Raw genomic sequence first — 16,156 nt, 5'->3', positions numbered from 1 at the left:
CTATGAAAAGCTGCATTTCATAGTCTTTTGATTTTTTTTAATTTAAATACCAAAATAAAAATGTACGAATGCTGCTGCTAAAGCTGCACCAACGAAAGGTGCTATACCAGGTATTAATAGTCCATACTGCCAGTCATTATCTGCTTTATTTTTTATTGGTAATATCTGAAATGCCAGTCTTGGGCCCAGGTCACGAGCCTGATTCATAGCAAAGCCTGTAGGGCCGCCTAGAGCCATACCTATTGCCCACACTAAAAGGCCAACTCCTATTGGTAACATACTTTCATTTTTTATTGCAATTGCTAAAATAGAAGTTATGAATATAAAGGTTGCAAACATTTCTACAAAAAAGTTCCTGGGGAAGTTTCTGATAATTGGATTGGTTGAAAAAATATTTCTAACAGCAATTGGATCAACTTCATCTTCACTGGCTTTAAAATGGTCAGCATACATTACATATACAATTAATGCACCAGCAAGGGCACCCAAAAATTCTGCAATGCAATAAGGAACAAAGTAAGACCAGGGAATCATTCCAAGCATACTTTGAGCTAAAGCCATAGCTGGATTAATGCATACACCTCCAAAAACAAATAAGCTGATTGTAATTCCAAATGCCCATGTTGTAATGGCAAATAAATGTCCACTTCCACGGTATTTAGTGTTCTTTAATACTTCATCACAATGTACACCTACACCAAATATAATCATAAGGGCAGTGCCTAAAAATTCAGCAGTTAAATGTTGAAACATGTTTATTCTCTCCTTTTGTTTTAAAATAAATTATCCTAGTTTTTTGAGTTAACAATAACACTTAGTCCATCAGGTATTACTGCTACTTTTGCGTTTGTGCCCTTTAATTCAAATGCACGCTTTAATGCTTCATCTATAGTCTTTGCAATTTCCATATGTAAATTGGCAGCTAATGATGGATCCAGCAAATCAGAAACCATAATAACCTTATGATGAACTAAAATTCTGGCTAATATCTGTGATGTCCACTGTTCAGGTAAAGTTTTCAATCTTGGGGTTTTAACTGCTAAATCTAAAAATTCCTTTGGATCTTTTACATTAGCTATGTTATCATAAAAAGCCTGCCCGCCGTGACCATCTCTGCATCCTGCAACCATAATGATTACTCCATTTTCATTTAAAGTTGCTTCTGCAGCAGTCATTCCCTTAACTGCCTGGTAAATATTCTGATCAAGAGGATATCCTCCATTTGTAGAAATAGCTATATCACATGAAACTTTATTTACTCCAGCCAGACTATTTACAAATTTGCAGCCTGCTGAATGAGCTTTTTCCAGGTGGCCGGCAAAGGATCCTATAATTTTGTGATCACCATTTAATACTACGTTAATAATAAAAGCTAATTTTGCAGCTTTTGCGGCATAGACCATATCTTCATGAACTAAATTGTGACATAGGTTTCCAGCACGGGAGTTTTTATCATTAATAAATTCTCCGCTGTGATTTGCCATTATTGTTTTATATGAGGCTACACCAGGTAATACTGATTTCCTGCCTCCAGAAAATCCTGCAAAAAAGTGTGCTTCTATAAATCCTTCAGCTAAAAGTAAATCGGCTTCAGCGGCAATCTTATTAATAATGCATTCGCCGCCGCTTGGCAGTATACCGATTTTTTTCATGGAGGAATCATCTGTAGAAACATGCATTACTATTTCTTCATTATTAACAATTTCATCTCCATACTTTGCTATTAATTCATCTTTTGTACTTGGTCTGTGAAAACCTGTAGCAACTAAAATACGAATACGCGCATCAGGAGATACACTTCGGATTCTCCTTAATAAAATAGGTGTAATAATGCGAGAAGGAACCGGTCTTGTATGATCACTGCTAATGATTACAATGTTTTTTCTGCCCTTAGCTAATTCTTCTAAGGAATGTCCCCCTATTACATTATCTAATGACCTTTCAACAATTTCACTTTCTCCTTCTTTACATTCATAAGTTCCTTGTTTTGATTCCAGAATGCCTGCAAAGTTTTTTTCTTCCAGTTCAACATCTATTGTTTTGGAATCGTATGGTAATTTAAATTTTAACATAATATATATATTCCTCCCTTGTTTAATATTACTTAGTGTAAATTAAATTATCATATGATAAAATATAATTTGATGTTAACATTTAATAACATCAAATACTGTTGATAAACCGGAGGAAATCGTGGATTCAAACTTTTTAGTTGATTTTTTAGAAAAAAATAATATACCAACCGTTACTAAAAAATATCACATGTATTTGACTTATTATGGACTGGAGCAAAAATATACTTATGTTTTAAAAGAGGGAATAATAAAAACAAGTATTATTTTAAAGAATGGACGTGAATTTAATATTTCTTATATATGCGTTCCAGATATTATATCTTTACTGAGGGATGAAGTAAGTAATTATACGTCATCTCCATTTAATGTGAGAGTTGAATCTGAAGAAGCAGTTTTTTATAAAATTCCCAGGGTTGAATTTTGGAAGTTTGTAAATAATAATGTAGAATTACAGAATTATGTTAAGGAATATTATAGATTAAAATTGTCAGAAAGCATACATAATCATCAGATTATAACTATGAATAGTAAAAAGGGTGCAGTTTGTGCATTTTTATATAATTTAATCAGTAAGTTCGGGAGAAAAGGAGAAGCAGGATATATAATTGATTTTCCAATTACTAATGAAGATATTGCAGCTTTCTGCGGAATTTCAACCAGGAGCAGTGTTAATAGAATTCTACATGAATTAAGGGAAGAGAAGATAATTGATATTGTAAATCAGAGGATATATATATTAGATGTTCAGTATTTATATGAATTTGTACTGTGTTGATGAAGCTAAAAATTATATTTAAATAGGCGCAGAATTATGGTATAACATTGATATAGGGTTCATTAATAAAGGAGGGGATTGTTATGAAAATTACTGAAGGATATATGCCATACTTAGGATATAAAACATACTACAGAATAGTAGGTGAATGCACATCAAATAAGAAACCACTGGTTTTATTACATGGAGGACCAGGCTCTACACATAATTATTTTGAGGTACTTGATAAGGTTGCGGAAGATGGACGAGCAGTTATTATGTATGATCAATTAGGATGTGGATTATCAGCCACACCTTCAAGGCCTGATTTGTGGCGTGCTGAAACATGGATTGAAGAATTAATCCAGTTGCGAAAGTATTTGAGCTTAGACCAAATTCATCTGCTTGGACAATCCTGGGGAGGCATGCAGGCAATTCAGTATGCATGTCAATACAAACCTAAGGGAATTAAAAGCTATATCTTGTCCAGCACTTTGCCATCTGCTGCATTATGGGAAAAAGAGCAGCGTAGAAGAGTTACATATCTTCCAAAGGAAATGCAGGATGCCATTGCGAAAGCAGAAAAAACAGGGGATTATTCATCTGAAGAATATCAGAAGGCAGAAGAAGAGTTTATGCTTCGTCACTGTGCAGGCCCAGTAACAGATGATTCACCAGAATGTATAAGACGTCCAAAGGTTTCCGGAACAGAGGCATATTTAACTGCATGGGGTCAGAATGAATTCAGTCCATCTGGTACATTAAAGAACTTTGATTTTACAGAAGAGCTTAAAAATATTAAGGAACCTTGTTTGATAACAAGCGGATTGCTTGATCTTTGTTCACCGCTTATTGCAAAAACAATGTATGACAGGATTCCAAATTCTGAATGGGAATTATTTGAGTTCAGCCGCCATATGGCATTTGTAGAAGAGAATGATAAATATATAAAGGTTCTTAATAAATGGCTGAATAAAAACGACTAAAATTTTAATAAGACAGACATCAACGGAGGGTAAAAAGACATAATGACATTTATAATTGAACTTTTAATTAGAACTTGTTTAGAAACAGTGTATCTTATAGGAGTGATTGTCCTGTTTGGATTACTCCTTGGAGTATTAAGAAATAATTCTATAAGAAATTTTCAAAGGGGTTTTGGAACTAAAGCCCTAATGGTAACAGGATTTATTGGCGTTCCAATACATGAACTGAGTCATGCTGTGATTGCCATTCTATTTGGACATAAGATTGTAGGAATAAAATTATTTCAAAAGCCAGATGTAAATGGAGTAATGGGATATGTGCAGCACACATATAACAAGGATAGTTTGTATCAACAGGCAGGAAACTTTTTTATAGGTATAGCACCTATATTTGGAGGAGCAGTTTCAATAATAGCTTTAATGAAGGGTATAATACCAAAAGCATATAACGGATTTATTAACATATTATTTAATAGCCTGAATATTACAGTGATAAATAAAAGTACAATTGAAATGATAATGAATTCTTATTTAGGATTGATAAAAGTTATCTTTTCATTGAAAAACTTTGAAAATCCTGCCTTTTATATTTTTTTATTTACAGCTATATGTATTTCATCTCATATATCTTTAAGCTATGCCGACATAAAAGGAGCCAGCAGAGGACTGCTTATTATATTTTTAATTTTATTTATATTGAATGCTTTGAATTTATCAAAGTATATATTATCTATTGATTTAATAAAATATAATATTTTGATAACATCAATTCTCATAATAGCTTTGGTACTTTCCACAGTAACATTCCTGATAAGTGTGATTTCAGCTTTTTAAATTTAATGGGGGGCAGTAAATTCGCTGCACCCCATTAAAAACTATATTGCAAATCTTTCAAAATACACATTATCCTTTGGTACGCCTAAACTTTTAAGATTCTTTATCATCATTTCCATCATAACTGGAGGGCCGCATAGGTAAAAATCATAATCAAGAGGATCAGCTGTATATTTTTTTATTAAATTGGCATCTATATAGCCTTTCTCACCATTATAGGATTTATCACCTGAAATAACAGGGACAAACTTAAAGTTTTCAAACTTTGATGCATAACCATCCAGTTCTTTTTTACATATAACTTCGGACAGGTCACGGGCACCCCAGAGCAATATCACATCTTTGCCATTATCAGTTGAATTCATATATCTTAACATTCCAAGGAATGGAGTGATTCCTATTCCACCTGCTATAAAACATATTTTTTTATGATCAGGTCTTTTTAAGTATGAGAATTTGCCAAAGGGCCCATCAATATATGAATCATCCCCGACTTTTAACTTATTTAAGCTGTTTGTAAAATCACCTAACTGCTTTACAGTTACAGAAACATAATCAGTGTGCCATGGACTTGAGGAAATAGTAAAGGGATGCTCATCCCTTGGAATATCCGGATTGTAAAGCCTTAGATACATAAATTGTCCAGGCATGTACTGAAATACTTTGCCGTACTTTGGCTTAAATTTTATTGTAGTAATATTTTCTGACTCATTAATAATTTCAGATACAGTATATTTTTTGCTTTTATTAAAATGTACCTTGATTATTTTGTGATTAAAGTATGAAATAAGCGGTACTATAAAATAAGTAATCAAAGTAATTTCTAATGGCAGGTTTGTTTTTACCGAAGAAGCTAATAAAATATGAAATAGCAGAACTACCAAAGCTATAAGGAAAATATTGTGTATCAGAACCTTATACTGATGTTTTATTTTCAAAGTATTATTTAAAAACTTTCTAAGAATATCTACAATTTTTACTTTGAAAAACAGTTTGTTAACCATCATTAGTACACTAAATATACTTATGACAATAAAAATGGTAAGGGCAGCATCACCAAGCTGGGTTTGGAAAGATTCCGAAAAATATATGCCTTTTATCATTTTATGCGTAAAGGCAAATACTAATGCTGCAACAGCAATAAACATATGAAATCTATAAATCCTATCCAAACCAAATTGCTTGTCTATTATTTTAGGCCTGGATGTGAGAAAGAACTGGAATGCAAAAAGCGAATATGCTGTTGTTCCAAAGAATCCAGCTAAAATTAATAAAAAGCCTAATTGTTTATTTATAGCATCAGAAATATAGAATATTGACGGCAGTAATACTGCAAATGCGTAGAATAAAATCCACAAGTAACGTTTTCGTTTCATTAATAACACTTCTTTCAAAAATAATAAATATTAATTAATAATTTCAATTATCAGTATACTATCCGACATTACTTTATTCAATGTAATTGCCATATACTTAAGAAAAACTTAAGAAACGCTATTAAATAAGAAATATAATCTTTTGCCATATAAAGCTTACTCATGATATACTAGACATGATAGTTCAAAAGATAAACAACGCAGCTTTAAAAGGAGGTAAGAAATGTACGATTATCTAATTGTTGGATCAGGTTTGTTTGGATCCATATTTGCATATGAGGCTAATAAAAGAGGTAAGAAATGTCTTGTAATAGACAAACGATCACATATTGGAGGAAATATATATACTGAACAGGTAGAAGGAATTCAGGTACATAAGTATGGAGCACATATTTTCCATACCAGCAACAAGAAGGTATGGGATTATATGAATAAGTTTGCTGAATTTAATAGATATACCAATTCACCCATTGCAAGGTATAAATCTGAAGTATATAATCTGCCTTTTAATATGAATACATTTAATAATATGTGGGGAGTAATTACTCCCTCAGAAGCAAAGGCTAAGATTCAGCAGCAGATTAAGGAAGCTGGTATTACTAATCCTAAAAATCTTGAAGAGCAGGCCATAAGTTTAGTAGGAAAGGATATATACGAGAAGCTTATAAAAGGTTATACAGAGAAACAGTGGGGACGAAGTGCAAAAGAACTCCCAAGTTTTATTATAAAAAGACTTCCTGTTCGTTTTACTTATGATAACAACTATTTTAATGATAAATATCAGGGGATACCTATTGGAGGTTACACAGGAATAATTGAGAAAATGCTTAATGGCATAGATGTGCGCCTGGAAACAGATTTTTTTGAGCATTATGATGAGCTCACAGCTTCTGCTGATAAAATTGTTTTTACAGGAATGATTGATGAATACTATAACTATTGCTTTGGTACACTTGAATATCGTTCACTTGGTTTTGAAACAGAAGTTCTGGACTGTGAAAATTATCAAGGCAATGCAGTAGTTAATTATACTGAATATGAGGTGCCATATACGAGAATTATCGAGCATAAACATTTTGAGTTTGGATGCCAAAATGGTAAGGTTAATCCAAAGACGGTAATTACAAGGGAATATCCAATTGCATGGAGCCATGGAGATGAACCTTATTATCCAATGAATGATGAAAAGAATAATAAATTATATGCAAAATATAAGGAATTAGCAGATAAAGAGAATAAAGTAATATTCGGCGGACGTCTTGGAATGTATAGATATCTTGATATGCATAATGTTGTAGCAGAAGCACTTATGTGCGCGGAAAAAGAACTGAAGGCTGACTAATCGAACCTTCAGTTTCTTAATTATAATATTAATTAAATCCAAATATTCTTCTTGATGCTGAATAGCCAAGTAATATGATTTTTCTTCCTAATGAGCCTTTAAATTGAACAGCTAATCCTAAAAAGGATTTATTAACTTCATCATACAATTTCTCATTTCTGGAATTTAGATAATTCCAAAGTCCTTCCTTCTTTTTTAAACTTTCCTCTGTATTATCCTTTAACAAAAGCACTGTGCTTACTGTCATCATCATAACAAGATATTTTATCATATATTTTTGCAGTTTCTTACATTTTATAAGCATTGGATCATAACAGTCAATCATTATTTTTGTTATCTTAATCTGCTGATCAATACGTTTTATCATTACTTTTTCATTAACTGACTGATCTTCTCTTCCAATAAAATATCTATATAAGTCCAAATCTGCATAATACATTGTGTTTACATATGGCAGTGGTTTATACACAAAGATGTTATCCACATAAAATGTATGTTTAGGAAGTTCTAAATCGCATTTTTTAAGCACTTCTGTACGATAAATAACCGAATGCATCAATATATTCTGGCTGCTTTTAAGATATCCTAAATCATCCCATGTGAAAATTTTATTCTGGGGCATTGCACTTTTATAATTAATGCTTTTAGATTTATGTATATGTACATTTTCATATACATAATTTGTTATTAGCATGTCTAAGGATTTGGAATTATTAATCATGTCATTTAATATTTCAAGTACCTTTACCAGACTGTCTTTATCAAACCAGTCATCGCTGTCCAAAACTTTAAAATATATGCCATTTGCATATTTAAGTCCTGTATTTACTGCGTCACCATGTCCGCCATTTTCCTTGTGTATTGCGTGTATAATATTAGGATACTTTTTCTCATACTGGTCTGCTATTATTGAAGTATTATCACTGGAACCATCGTCTACGATTAAAATTTCTATATCCTCACTTCCAATTAGCAGCGATTCTATTGCTTTATCCATATATGCTGCTGAATTGTAGCAAGGTATTGCTACAGTTAGAACTTTCATTTATGCCTCCTGATTTATAGATTTTATTGTTTTATAAAGTTGTGCATGCAAAGATACCTGCCACGTTATTTCCGCAAGTAAAACTCCTCCTATAACGTCTGCTATAACATGCTGCTTTGTTGTCAAAGTTGAAATGCATATTATTACTGCTATAAACAAAGACAAATATCGATACCATGCAGGAATTGTTTTACAATTTCTTAAACCAGCAAAACAATACCAGCTTACCAAACAATGAATGGATGGGAAAAGATTATTTGCCGCATCTATAGTATATAAAAATTTAAGCATATTTGCAAAAATATCAGATGAAGCAATATAAGGTCTTACATTAGTTGTTGGGAAGGTAACATATATTATAAAGCATATGAGCTTTCCCATTATATCTGCAGTTATAAAGCGATAACATCGTTCTTCATTTATTCTGCATATTAATATATAGTTAACAATCCAAAAAATATAACTTCCAAAATAGATTAATGTAAATGCTGGAATAACAGGAATTCTATTATCCAAAGCAGTAGTTAAATCATGAAAGACCCTGTTTTTGTAAAATAACCGTACCCCTGAGTATGCTGTGAAATTAAAAACCACACATAAAATTAAAGGCTTAACAGCATATTTTGGAATATAATTGTATATTTTATTTACTATTTTCATTATTACCTTATAGCTCCTTCTTAAATTAAAGGTGTAACTCAGTTAAGTATAATATTTAACTATAGATTAAGTCAATAGGGACGGTTAACAACTTGCCGACTTTTAAAGGGACGGTTAACAATTGATTAGCTTCTGATTTTTGAAGGGGACGTTTAACAATCAACTAACTTTCAACTTCCAACTTTTAACCCTGAACTGAAGGTGAAAGGGGACAGTTAACAATTAATTAACTTTTAGAATTAGAGGGGGGTAGTTAATAGCTAACCAGCTTTTGGAATTCGTGAGTATAAGTGAGTATAAGTGCCTCACTTAAAGTCAATACTATTAAGGTAGTAAAAATTAACAGTAAGTGAGGTGCTTTTCTTGCCGAGAACTGAAAGAATAAAATTTGAAGATGCAATATATCACGTGATGGTGAGGAGTATAACAGAGGTCCCATTGTTTAAGAAAGATGATGACAAGGAAAAATATTTGAATCAGATGAAAAATTACCAAATAATATATGGATTTAAGGTTTATGCATATTGTATGATGAGCAACCATGCTCATTTTATAATAGATTCTAATGGGGCGGACATATCTAAAATAATGCATGGGTTAAATTTTAAATATGCAGTAACATTCAATCGGATTCATGATAGACATGGTTATGTGTTTCAGGATAGGTTCAAGAGCAAAATAGTAGACACAGACAGGTACTTAATAACTTTATCAGCTTATATTCACAATAATCCACTGAAAATAAAGGGTTATGAAACATGCCCTGAAAAATATAAATATTCAAGCTTAAGAGTATATTTAGGACTTGAAGAAGATAAAACAGGTCTTTTAGGTGAAGCATACATAATGCAAATGCTGGGATTAAATGTAAATAAAGCAAGGGAAAACTATCTCAAGCTTGTATACATGTGTGATAAAAAGAAATTAAAGAAGGAAATAGAATTTGAAGATGAAAAAACTGAGTATAGAAGTGAAAGAAAAATATTAGTAAGAAATTTTGATCATGAGAAGATATTAGAATTCATATCACAAGAAACAGGAATAGATAAAGTTATGCTTTATGTTAAAAATAACAGAAATAGTAAGTCTGCCAGGGCTTTAGCAGTATTATTAATGAGGAGTTTATGTAATTTTAAAATGAAGCATATATGCGAAATCCTTGGAAATATAACCGAGTCAAGAGTATCAAAGCTTTGTTCTATCGGAGTTGAATTAATATCAACGGAGGATAGGTATAAAGATATTGTAAATAAATTTATTCTACGGCAGACGTCTTAAAAAATGTAATTCAAGTTAAAAAATTTTTAAAAAACTTTTTATTTTTTTACATAATAATAAAAGGTCTTATTGTTATGCATTTTTTTATTTAAATGGATTTCAAAGTAAATCAGCTATGCAGCTTCTCAAAAAACTGTAGAAGCATTAGTATTTTTGCTTGCTTAAATAGCGATTTACTAAATGAAATTATATAGTACAAGCTAAAGATAAAAAAATTTATATACTTCGCAAAAAATATACTACATTACACTCCTTTGCTGGGCACAATGTAATACTTTCATTGCAGATTATATAATGAAAAATTTATTATAAACTTAAATTTTATTTAATACGTAAGGATTTAAATTAAATTTAGTGATAATATAAAATTAACCGTCCCTTATTAAAGATAGGAGAGAAATTATTTATGAAAAAAATTACTGCTGCATTTATATCCATATTTATCGTAGTACTGACATTTAGTATTCCAAATTATAATGCTCATGCAGCCGCAGCTGCACAAACTGAAACAAGAGCTGTATGGATGTCTACTGTTTATAATATTGATTGGCCCAAAACTATAAATCCAAAGCAGGAGCTTAGTGAGGATTTTGATTTGCTGCAAAGAATTGGATTCAACACAGTATATTTTCAAGTTAGAAGCATGGGAGATGCTCTTTATCCAACAAGCTATGCGCCCTGGTCAAAATATTTGACAGGTACACTGGGAAAGGACCCTGGATATGATCCACTGGCTTATGCTATAGCCGAAAGCAAGAAAAGAAACTTACAGCTACATGCATGGTTTAATCCATTTAGAATATCAGATAGCGCCTCTTTTGATAAAAATGATTATCTATCTAAACTGCCTGATGGTAACAAATTGAAGGATAATCCACAGTGGCTTGTCACCTATGCTAATTATACTATGATAAACCCAGGAATTCCTGAAGCAAGAGCTTATGTAATTGATACAATAATGGATGTAGTAAATAGATATGATATAGCAGGTGTTCATTTAGATGATTATTTCTACCCATATCCAAAAACCGGATATGAATTTAATGACTCAAAAGAATTTAATTTATATGGTAATGGTATGACACTGGAGGACTGGAGAAGAGATAATGTCAATAAATTTGTTAAGGATTTAAACAGTAAAATAAAATCTTCAAATAAAAATATTAAATTTGGAATAAGTCCATTTGGTATATGGAAGAACAGCCCTGCTGAAGGCGGCAGCAATACAAATGGACTGCAAAGTTATTATGCAACATATTCTGATTCTGTTAAATGGGTTAAGAATAACTGGGTTGATTATATAGTTCCACAGGTTTACTGGGGCGTTGGCAACAATGCAGCAGATTTTGAAAGAATAGTAAAGTGGTGGAATGAAACAGTTAGAGGTACAAATGTAAATTTGATAATTGGACAAGCTGCTTATAAACTTGGGACAGAATTCAGCGCATCAGATGAAATAATTAATCAGATAAAACTTATAAGAACATTAGATAATGTAAGCGGGGATTCTCTGTTCTCTTTCAGCCAGATAAAAGATGATAAATTAGGACTAAGAACTAAATTGGACAGCTTATATAATCATGAATGGAGTTCTATAGGTAATCAGTGGTACCTCTTTAATACCCATACAGGTGAAAAATATAAAGGATGGATGTTAGACATGGGAACCTGGTACTATCTGGATACTGCTTCTGGAGCTATGAAAATCGGATGGCTGTCGGATCGTGGAACATGGTACTATCTAGATCCTGCTTCCGGGGGCATGAAAACAGGATGGTTATTATATAATGGGAATTGGTATTATTTAAATGCTTCTGGGGGTATGCAGACATCATGGTCATTAATCCGGGGAGTCTGGTATTATTTTAAGCCCTCAGGAGAAATGAGTAAAGGCTGGGTATTATATAATAAAAAGTGGTATTATCTAGACCCTTCTTCTGGTGCTATGAGAACTGGGAAAGTATTATATAAGGGTAAATGGTACTATTTCCGAAGTGATGGAAGTATGATTTAAAATCATTATAAACAGCAAAAATATATTTAGTAGCACATAAAACAATCAATATTTTCCGGGGGTATTGCAAAATACTCCCATTTAGCATTGCTCCAAATCCAGGCATAAATAAAACTTTCATTTATCAAAAAAGGTACAGACCAAAATTCCAAACCATTATTTAACCAGATATACATATATTTTTTTAAACAGTGTTCAATGGATGCGGATGTAATACTGTTTATACCAGGAGTTTTAGTGTTTCCAAGGGCTTTTGCCTTGTATTTGCTTGGGATGAAGCTGGGAGGCTGCCATGTTTTAATGCCATTTGCTGAAGGTTTACTAACCTTAGGATTACAGCCTCATCTAAAGCCATTTGTTGAATAATTCAATTTATCCATAACTACCTCCAAAAATATAATTATATATTAATATATGATTATAAGACTATATGTTACACTTAATATATATATTAAATTTTAAATTTAGAGGTGCATTATGAACACAGTTACAGTAAAGCATACATATGAAAAAAACAGCTATGATTTAGAAGTTAAATGGGATATTTTTAATTATAATGATTTAACATTGAATATTAATCAGGTAAGAAAATGGTGCATGGAAGGATGCTCAAATTATAACACCAATGGAGGTTGCCCGCCATTTTCACCTACAGCAGACAATCTTTTAAAAAATAAAGATTTTATACTGCTTATGTGCAAAATAAAAACATGTCAGACATATGCCAGCAGTGCAGAGGAAAAAATAGAACTTATTCAAAATATACTTTATAGCTTTATGAACTTCCTTGGCTATAAAATATATAAGAAATATAATATAAAATTTTTAAATGCAGGAAAATGCAGCGGATGCAATACTTGTACCATTCACTCAGGTTGTAAAAATCCCGAAAAAAGGGTATACTGCCTTACTGGTTTAGGCATTATGCTTGGAGATGTGATTGAAAAGCTTTTTCATGAAAAACTTCAGTGGTATACTGGAGACGAACAGCCGGATCAGATAATAAAAATAATGGGATTCATGTCTGAGGAAAGAAGCAGCTCATTAACTAAGGACCTGAACAGTATTCTGAAAGAAGGCAGCATTTAATATAAAGTTGGAGGATTTAAAATGGAAGATGGAAACTTTTATACTAAAGGTGAGGAAATAGCTAATGCTGTTACCCATGGAATTGGAGCATTACTTTCCATAGCTGCATTGGTACTGTTAATTGTGTTTGCAGTTAAATATGGGGACGTTTGGTATGTTGTAAGTTATAGTATATATGGTGCTTCACTTGTAATCCTATATACTGAATCCACACTTTACCACAGCCTTCCGGGGAAAAAAGTGAAAAGGCTGTTTAGAATTTTTGATCATGCATCAATTTTTCTTCTTATAGCTGGAACGTATACTCCTTTTGCTCTTACAATTTTAAGGGGACCATTAGGATGGACCATATTTGGGATAGAATGGGGGCTTACAATAATAGGCATAGTTTTGAAGGTGTTCTTTACAGGAAAATTTGAAAAGATTTCTACATTTATATATATAGGAATGGGATGGCTTATAGTTATAGCTATTAAGAAAGTAATTATGATTATGCCTATGACTGGAGTTATACTTTTAATAGCTGGCGGCATTTTATATACGGTGGGAGCATTTATATTTATGAGAGATGATATACCGTATAATCATGCTATATGGCACTTGTTTGTAATGGGAGGAAGTATTTGCCACTTCTTTTGCATTCTTCTTTATTTAATTCCAAATTTAAATTAAAAATATTAAGAAATTTTAAAAATAATGTTGACATTAGTCATATATTGTTATATGCTATATGCATAATTTAATAAGGCCTCACTTTTTTAGGTGGGGTAGAGGAGCGACATTTAACAGACCTTAGAGGAGCTTGAGAAACATTGATACTAGGGAGAAGGAAATGTCGCCGAAGCTTATAATATTCTCAGTATTATTTGCTGGGCCTGCAGTTAATAGCTGCAGGACTGTCTCAATAAGCTGCCCGGTTTATTGAGTTGCGCTATCTCATTTGGGAAAAGAAGGGGCTTAGTTTTTTTGCATATTAAGACCAAAGCTTGCTTTAGGTCTTTTTTTATTGCAAAAAAACCACTAATTTAAGGAGGAGCAACATCATGAGAAAAAAAATATCAATATTTGTTACAATTTTTTTATCAGCTGCAGTTTTATTCACAGCATGTGGAAAGAGTACAAGCTCCAAACAGTCAAAGGATGATACCTTTACAATAGGATCAGAAGCAGGATATGCACCTTTTAACTGGACACAGAATGACGATTCAAATGGTGCAGTTAAAATTCAAGGAAGTTCAGAGTATGCAGGAGGATATGATATAGAAATTGCCAAAAAAATAGCAGCAGGTTTAGGCAAAAAACTTGTTGTGGTAAAAACAGAGTGGGACGGACTTGTGCCAGCTGTAACATCTGGCAAGATCGATGCAATTATGGCAGGCATGTCACCTACAGATGAGCGTAAGAAAACAATTGATTTTTCAGATAGATACTATAAATCAGATCTAGTAATGATTGTAAAAAAAGGCGGAAAATACGATGGAGCTTCGTCAATTCAGGATTTTAAGGGAGCAAAAGTAACTGCTCAGCTTAATACATTCCATTACTCAGTAATTGACCAGATTAAGGGAGTAAATAAGCAGGCTGCAATGGATAACTTTCCTGCTATGAGGGTAGCTCTTCAATCCGGAGTAATTGATGGTTATGTATCGGAGCGTCCCGAAGGCATAAGTGCAGAAACAGCTAATAGTGATTTTAAAATGATAGAATTTAAAGATGGATTTAAAACTTCAGACCAAGATACTTCTATTGCAGTAGGTGTAGCAAAGGGAAGTGATTTAACTGCTAAAATTAATAAAATATTATCAGGTATATCAGAAGAACAGCGTAAGGCAATTATGGATACTGCCATAAAAAATCAGCCGGCAGCTAAATAATTTAATTAAAAAATCCAATGTTATATATGCATTTGATTTTATAAATGGAGGAAGATATGAGTTTAGATTGGATAATAAAAATACTTTCAAGTGATTGGCAGATGTTCCTTCGTGGAGCAGGGATGACTCTTCTTATATCAATGATTGGTACTGTTTTAGGATTTATATTAGGTTTAATGATAGGTGTGGTAAGAACTATCCCCATACCTGAAAAAGGAATAAAGAGGGTAATTTTAAAAATAATTAATGTTATTTTATCTGTGTATATAGAAATATTCAGAGGCACACCTATGATAGTACAGGCCATGGTAATTTTCTATGGATCTGCTATGGCTTTTGGTATTGATATGAATAGATTATATGCGGCAATACTTATAGTATCAGTTAACACAGGAGCTTATATGTCAGAAATTGTCCGAGGTGGCATCGTATCTATTGACAAGGGTCAGTTTGAAGCAGCTGAGGCCATAGGTATGAACCATTTTCAGACCATGACAAATGTTATTCTGCCTCAGGCTGTGCGTAACATCCTGCCTGCTACAGGTAATGAATTTGTTATAAATATAAAGGATACTTCAGTTCTTAATGTAATTTCAGTAACTGAATTATATTTTGAGACAAAATCAGTTGCAGGAAACAATTTCAGATATTTTGAATCATTTTTCATTGCCAGTGTTCTTTATTTTATTATGACATTTACTGTAACAAGAATTTTACGTCATTTTGAAAGAAAATTGGACGGGCCCGAAAATTATACTATGTATTCTAATCAGATGCAGGTTGACACACCTGAGGATATGCTGAAAAGATCTGGAAATAATTAAAAGAG

At 32.3% G+C, this 16,156-nt stretch carries 16 protein-coding genes and 1 riboswitch; of the genes, 11 read left to right on the top strand and 5 right to left on the bottom strand.

The window, feature by feature from the left end; translation table 11 throughout:
* Window positions 1-42: 42 nt before the first annotated feature.
* On the bottom strand, window positions 43-753 hold the full coding sequence (larD, locus tag EQM05_RS10400; protein WP_128749981.1) for a D/L-lactic acid transporter LarD: 711 nt from the start codon (window positions 751-753) through the stop codon (window positions 43-45).
* A 35-nt stretch (window positions 754-788) separates the two neighbouring features.
* Window positions 789-2,072 carry a nickel-dependent lactate racemase gene (larA, locus tag EQM05_RS10395; protein ID WP_128749980.1) on the bottom strand — a complete coding sequence of 428 codons (1,284 nt, stop codon included), beginning with the start codon at window positions 2,070-2,072 and terminating at the stop codon, window positions 789-791.
* A 121-nt stretch (window positions 2,073-2,193) separates the two neighbouring features.
* Between larA and EQM05_RS10390 the strand changes: the two genes are divergently transcribed.
* From EQM05_RS10390 to EQM05_RS10380, 3 genes are all read left to right on the top strand, one after another.
* Window positions 2,194-2,850, top strand: a complete 657-nt coding sequence (locus EQM05_RS10390; RefSeq protein ID WP_128749979.1) for a Crp/Fnr family transcriptional regulator — start codon at window positions 2,194-2,196, stop codon at window positions 2,848-2,850.
* 83 nt (window positions 2,851-2,933) lie between these two features.
* On the top strand, window positions 2,934-3,815 hold the full coding sequence (gene pepI / locus EQM05_RS10385) for a proline iminopeptidase (RefSeq protein ID WP_128749978.1): 882 nt from the start codon (window positions 2,934-2,936) through the stop codon (window positions 3,813-3,815).
* A 42-nt stretch (window positions 3,816-3,857) separates the two neighbouring features.
* Window positions 3,858-4,649: a M50 family metallopeptidase gene (locus EQM05_RS10380; protein ID WP_128749977.1), complete on the top strand. Its 792-nt coding sequence runs from the start codon at window positions 3,858-3,860 to the stop codon at window positions 4,647-4,649.
* A 41-nt stretch (window positions 4,650-4,690) separates the two neighbouring features.
* Here the strand turns inward: EQM05_RS10380 and EQM05_RS10375 are convergent, their stop codons facing one another.
* Window positions 4,691-6,025, bottom strand: a complete 1,335-nt coding sequence (locus EQM05_RS10375; RefSeq protein WP_128749976.1) for an FAD-binding oxidoreductase — start codon at window positions 6,023-6,025, stop codon at window positions 4,691-4,693.
* 223 nt (window positions 6,026-6,248) lie between these two features.
* Between EQM05_RS10375 and glf the strand changes: the two genes are divergently transcribed.
* Window positions 6,249-7,367, top strand: a complete 1,119-nt coding sequence (gene glf, locus EQM05_RS10370; RefSeq protein ID WP_128749975.1) for a UDP-galactopyranose mutase — start codon at window positions 6,249-6,251, stop codon at window positions 7,365-7,367.
* 28 nt (window positions 7,368-7,395) lie between these two features.
* On the opposite strand, the gene EQM05_RS10365 is transcribed toward glf, so the two are convergent.
* Window positions 7,396-8,412 (bottom strand): glycosyltransferase family 2 protein, encoded by a 1,017-nt coding sequence (locus EQM05_RS10365; protein WP_128749974.1) that lies wholly within the window; start codon window positions 8,410-8,412, stop codon window positions 7,396-7,398.
* The gene (locus tag EQM05_RS10360) at window positions 8,413-9,072 is read right to left on the bottom strand and encodes a phosphatase PAP2 family protein (RefSeq protein WP_128749973.1); all 660 of its coding nucleotides are present in this window, start codon (window positions 9,070-9,072) and stop codon (window positions 8,413-8,415) included.
* A gap of 354 nt (window positions 9,073-9,426) precedes the next feature.
* Here EQM05_RS10360 and EQM05_RS10355 point away from each other — a divergent pair, with 354 nt between their 5' ends.
* The 7 genes from EQM05_RS10355 to EQM05_RS10330 all read left to right on the top strand — a co-directional run bounded on the left by EQM05_RS10355 (window position 9,427) and on the right by EQM05_RS10330 (window position 16,151).
* Window positions 9,427-10,350, top strand: coding sequence for a transposase (locus EQM05_RS10355; RefSeq protein WP_128749972.1), 924 nt, complete (start codon window positions 9,427-9,429; stop codon window positions 10,348-10,350).
* 406 nt (window positions 10,351-10,756) lie between these two features.
* Entirely contained in the window at window positions 10,757-12,364 is a 1,608-nt protein-coding gene (locus tag EQM05_RS10350) for a family 10 glycosylhydrolase (protein WP_128749971.1), read from the top strand.
* A gap of 198 nt (window positions 12,365-12,562) precedes the next feature.
* The gene (locus EQM05_RS15790) at window positions 12,563-12,730 is read left to right on the top strand and encodes a hypothetical protein (protein ID WP_164917263.1); all 168 of its coding nucleotides are present in this window, start codon (window positions 12,563-12,565) and stop codon (window positions 12,728-12,730) included.
* 111 nt (window positions 12,731-12,841) lie between these two features.
* Entirely contained in the window at window positions 12,842-13,453 is a 612-nt protein-coding gene (locus EQM05_RS10345) for a DUF2284 domain-containing protein (RefSeq protein WP_128749970.1), read from the top strand.
* A gap of 21 nt (window positions 13,454-13,474) precedes the next feature.
* Window positions 13,475-14,125 (top strand): hemolysin III family protein, encoded by a 651-nt coding sequence (locus tag EQM05_RS10340; RefSeq protein ID WP_128749969.1) that lies wholly within the window; start codon window positions 13,475-13,477, stop codon window positions 14,123-14,125.
* Between the two features lie 88 nt (window positions 14,126-14,213).
* A riboswitch (Lysine riboswitch) is annotated at window positions 14,214-14,395 on the top strand.
* Window positions 14,396-14,496: 101 nt separating this feature from the next.
* Complete coding sequence (locus EQM05_RS10335) at window positions 14,497-15,327, top strand: transporter substrate-binding domain-containing protein (RefSeq protein ID WP_128749968.1); 831 nt, start codon at window positions 14,497-14,499, stop codon at window positions 15,325-15,327.
* Between the two features lie 56 nt (window positions 15,328-15,383).
* A complete protein-coding gene (locus EQM05_RS10330; RefSeq protein WP_128749967.1) occupies window positions 15,384-16,151 on the top strand; it encodes an amino acid ABC transporter permease in 768 nt (255 codons plus the stop codon).
* Window positions 16,152-16,156 lie beyond the last annotated feature (5 nt).

This window comes from Clostridium sp. JN-9 (genome assembly GCF_004103695.1).
In the GTDB taxonomy this organism is placed as follows: Bacteria; Bacillota; Clostridia; order Clostridiales; family Clostridiaceae; genus JN-9.
The sequence above is the reverse complement of the archived record's forward strand: the minus strand, read 5'-3'. Positions and strand labels throughout refer to the sequence as shown.

Coding starts and splice junctions, on each gene's coding strand:
- larD (WP_128749981.1), bottom strand. CDS start 753: ATGTTTCAACATTTAACTGCTGAATTTTTAGGCACTGCCCTTATGATT.
- larA (WP_128749980.1), bottom strand. CDS start 2,072: ATGTTAAAATTTAAATTACCATACGATTCCAAAACAATAGATGTTGAA.
- pepI (WP_128749978.1), top strand. CDS start 2,934: ATGAAAATTACTGAAGGATATATGCCATACTTAGGATATAAAACATAC.
- EQM05_RS10380 (WP_128749977.1), top strand. CDS start 3,858: ATGACATTTATAATTGAACTTTTAATTAGAACTTGTTTAGAAACAGTG.
- EQM05_RS10375 (WP_128749976.1), bottom strand. CDS start 6,025: ATGAAACGAAAACGTTACTTGTGGATTTTATTCTACGCATTTGCAGTA.
- glf (WP_128749975.1), top strand. CDS start 6,249: ATGTACGATTATCTAATTGTTGGATCAGGTTTGTTTGGATCCATATTT.
- EQM05_RS10365 (WP_128749974.1), bottom strand. CDS start 8,412: ATGAAAGTTCTAACTGTAGCAATACCTTGCTACAATTCAGCAGCATAT.
- EQM05_RS10360 (WP_128749973.1), bottom strand. CDS start 9,072: ATGAAAATAGTAAATAAAATATACAATTATATTCCAAAATATGCTGTT.
- EQM05_RS10350 (WP_128749971.1), top strand. CDS start 10,757: ATGAAAAAAATTACTGCTGCATTTATATCCATATTTATCGTAGTACTG.
- EQM05_RS15790 (WP_164917263.1), top strand. CDS start 12,563: ATGGATGCGGATGTAATACTGTTTATACCAGGAGTTTTAGTGTTTCCA.
- EQM05_RS10345 (WP_128749970.1), top strand. CDS start 12,842: ATGAACACAGTTACAGTAAAGCATACATATGAAAAAAACAGCTATGAT.
- EQM05_RS10340 (WP_128749969.1), top strand. CDS start 13,475: ATGGAAGATGGAAACTTTTATACTAAAGGTGAGGAAATAGCTAATGCT.
- EQM05_RS10335 (WP_128749968.1), top strand. CDS start 14,497: ATGAGAAAAAAAATATCAATATTTGTTACAATTTTTTTATCAGCTGCA.
- EQM05_RS10330 (WP_128749967.1), top strand. CDS start 15,384: ATGAGTTTAGATTGGATAATAAAAATACTTTCAAGTGATTGGCAGATG.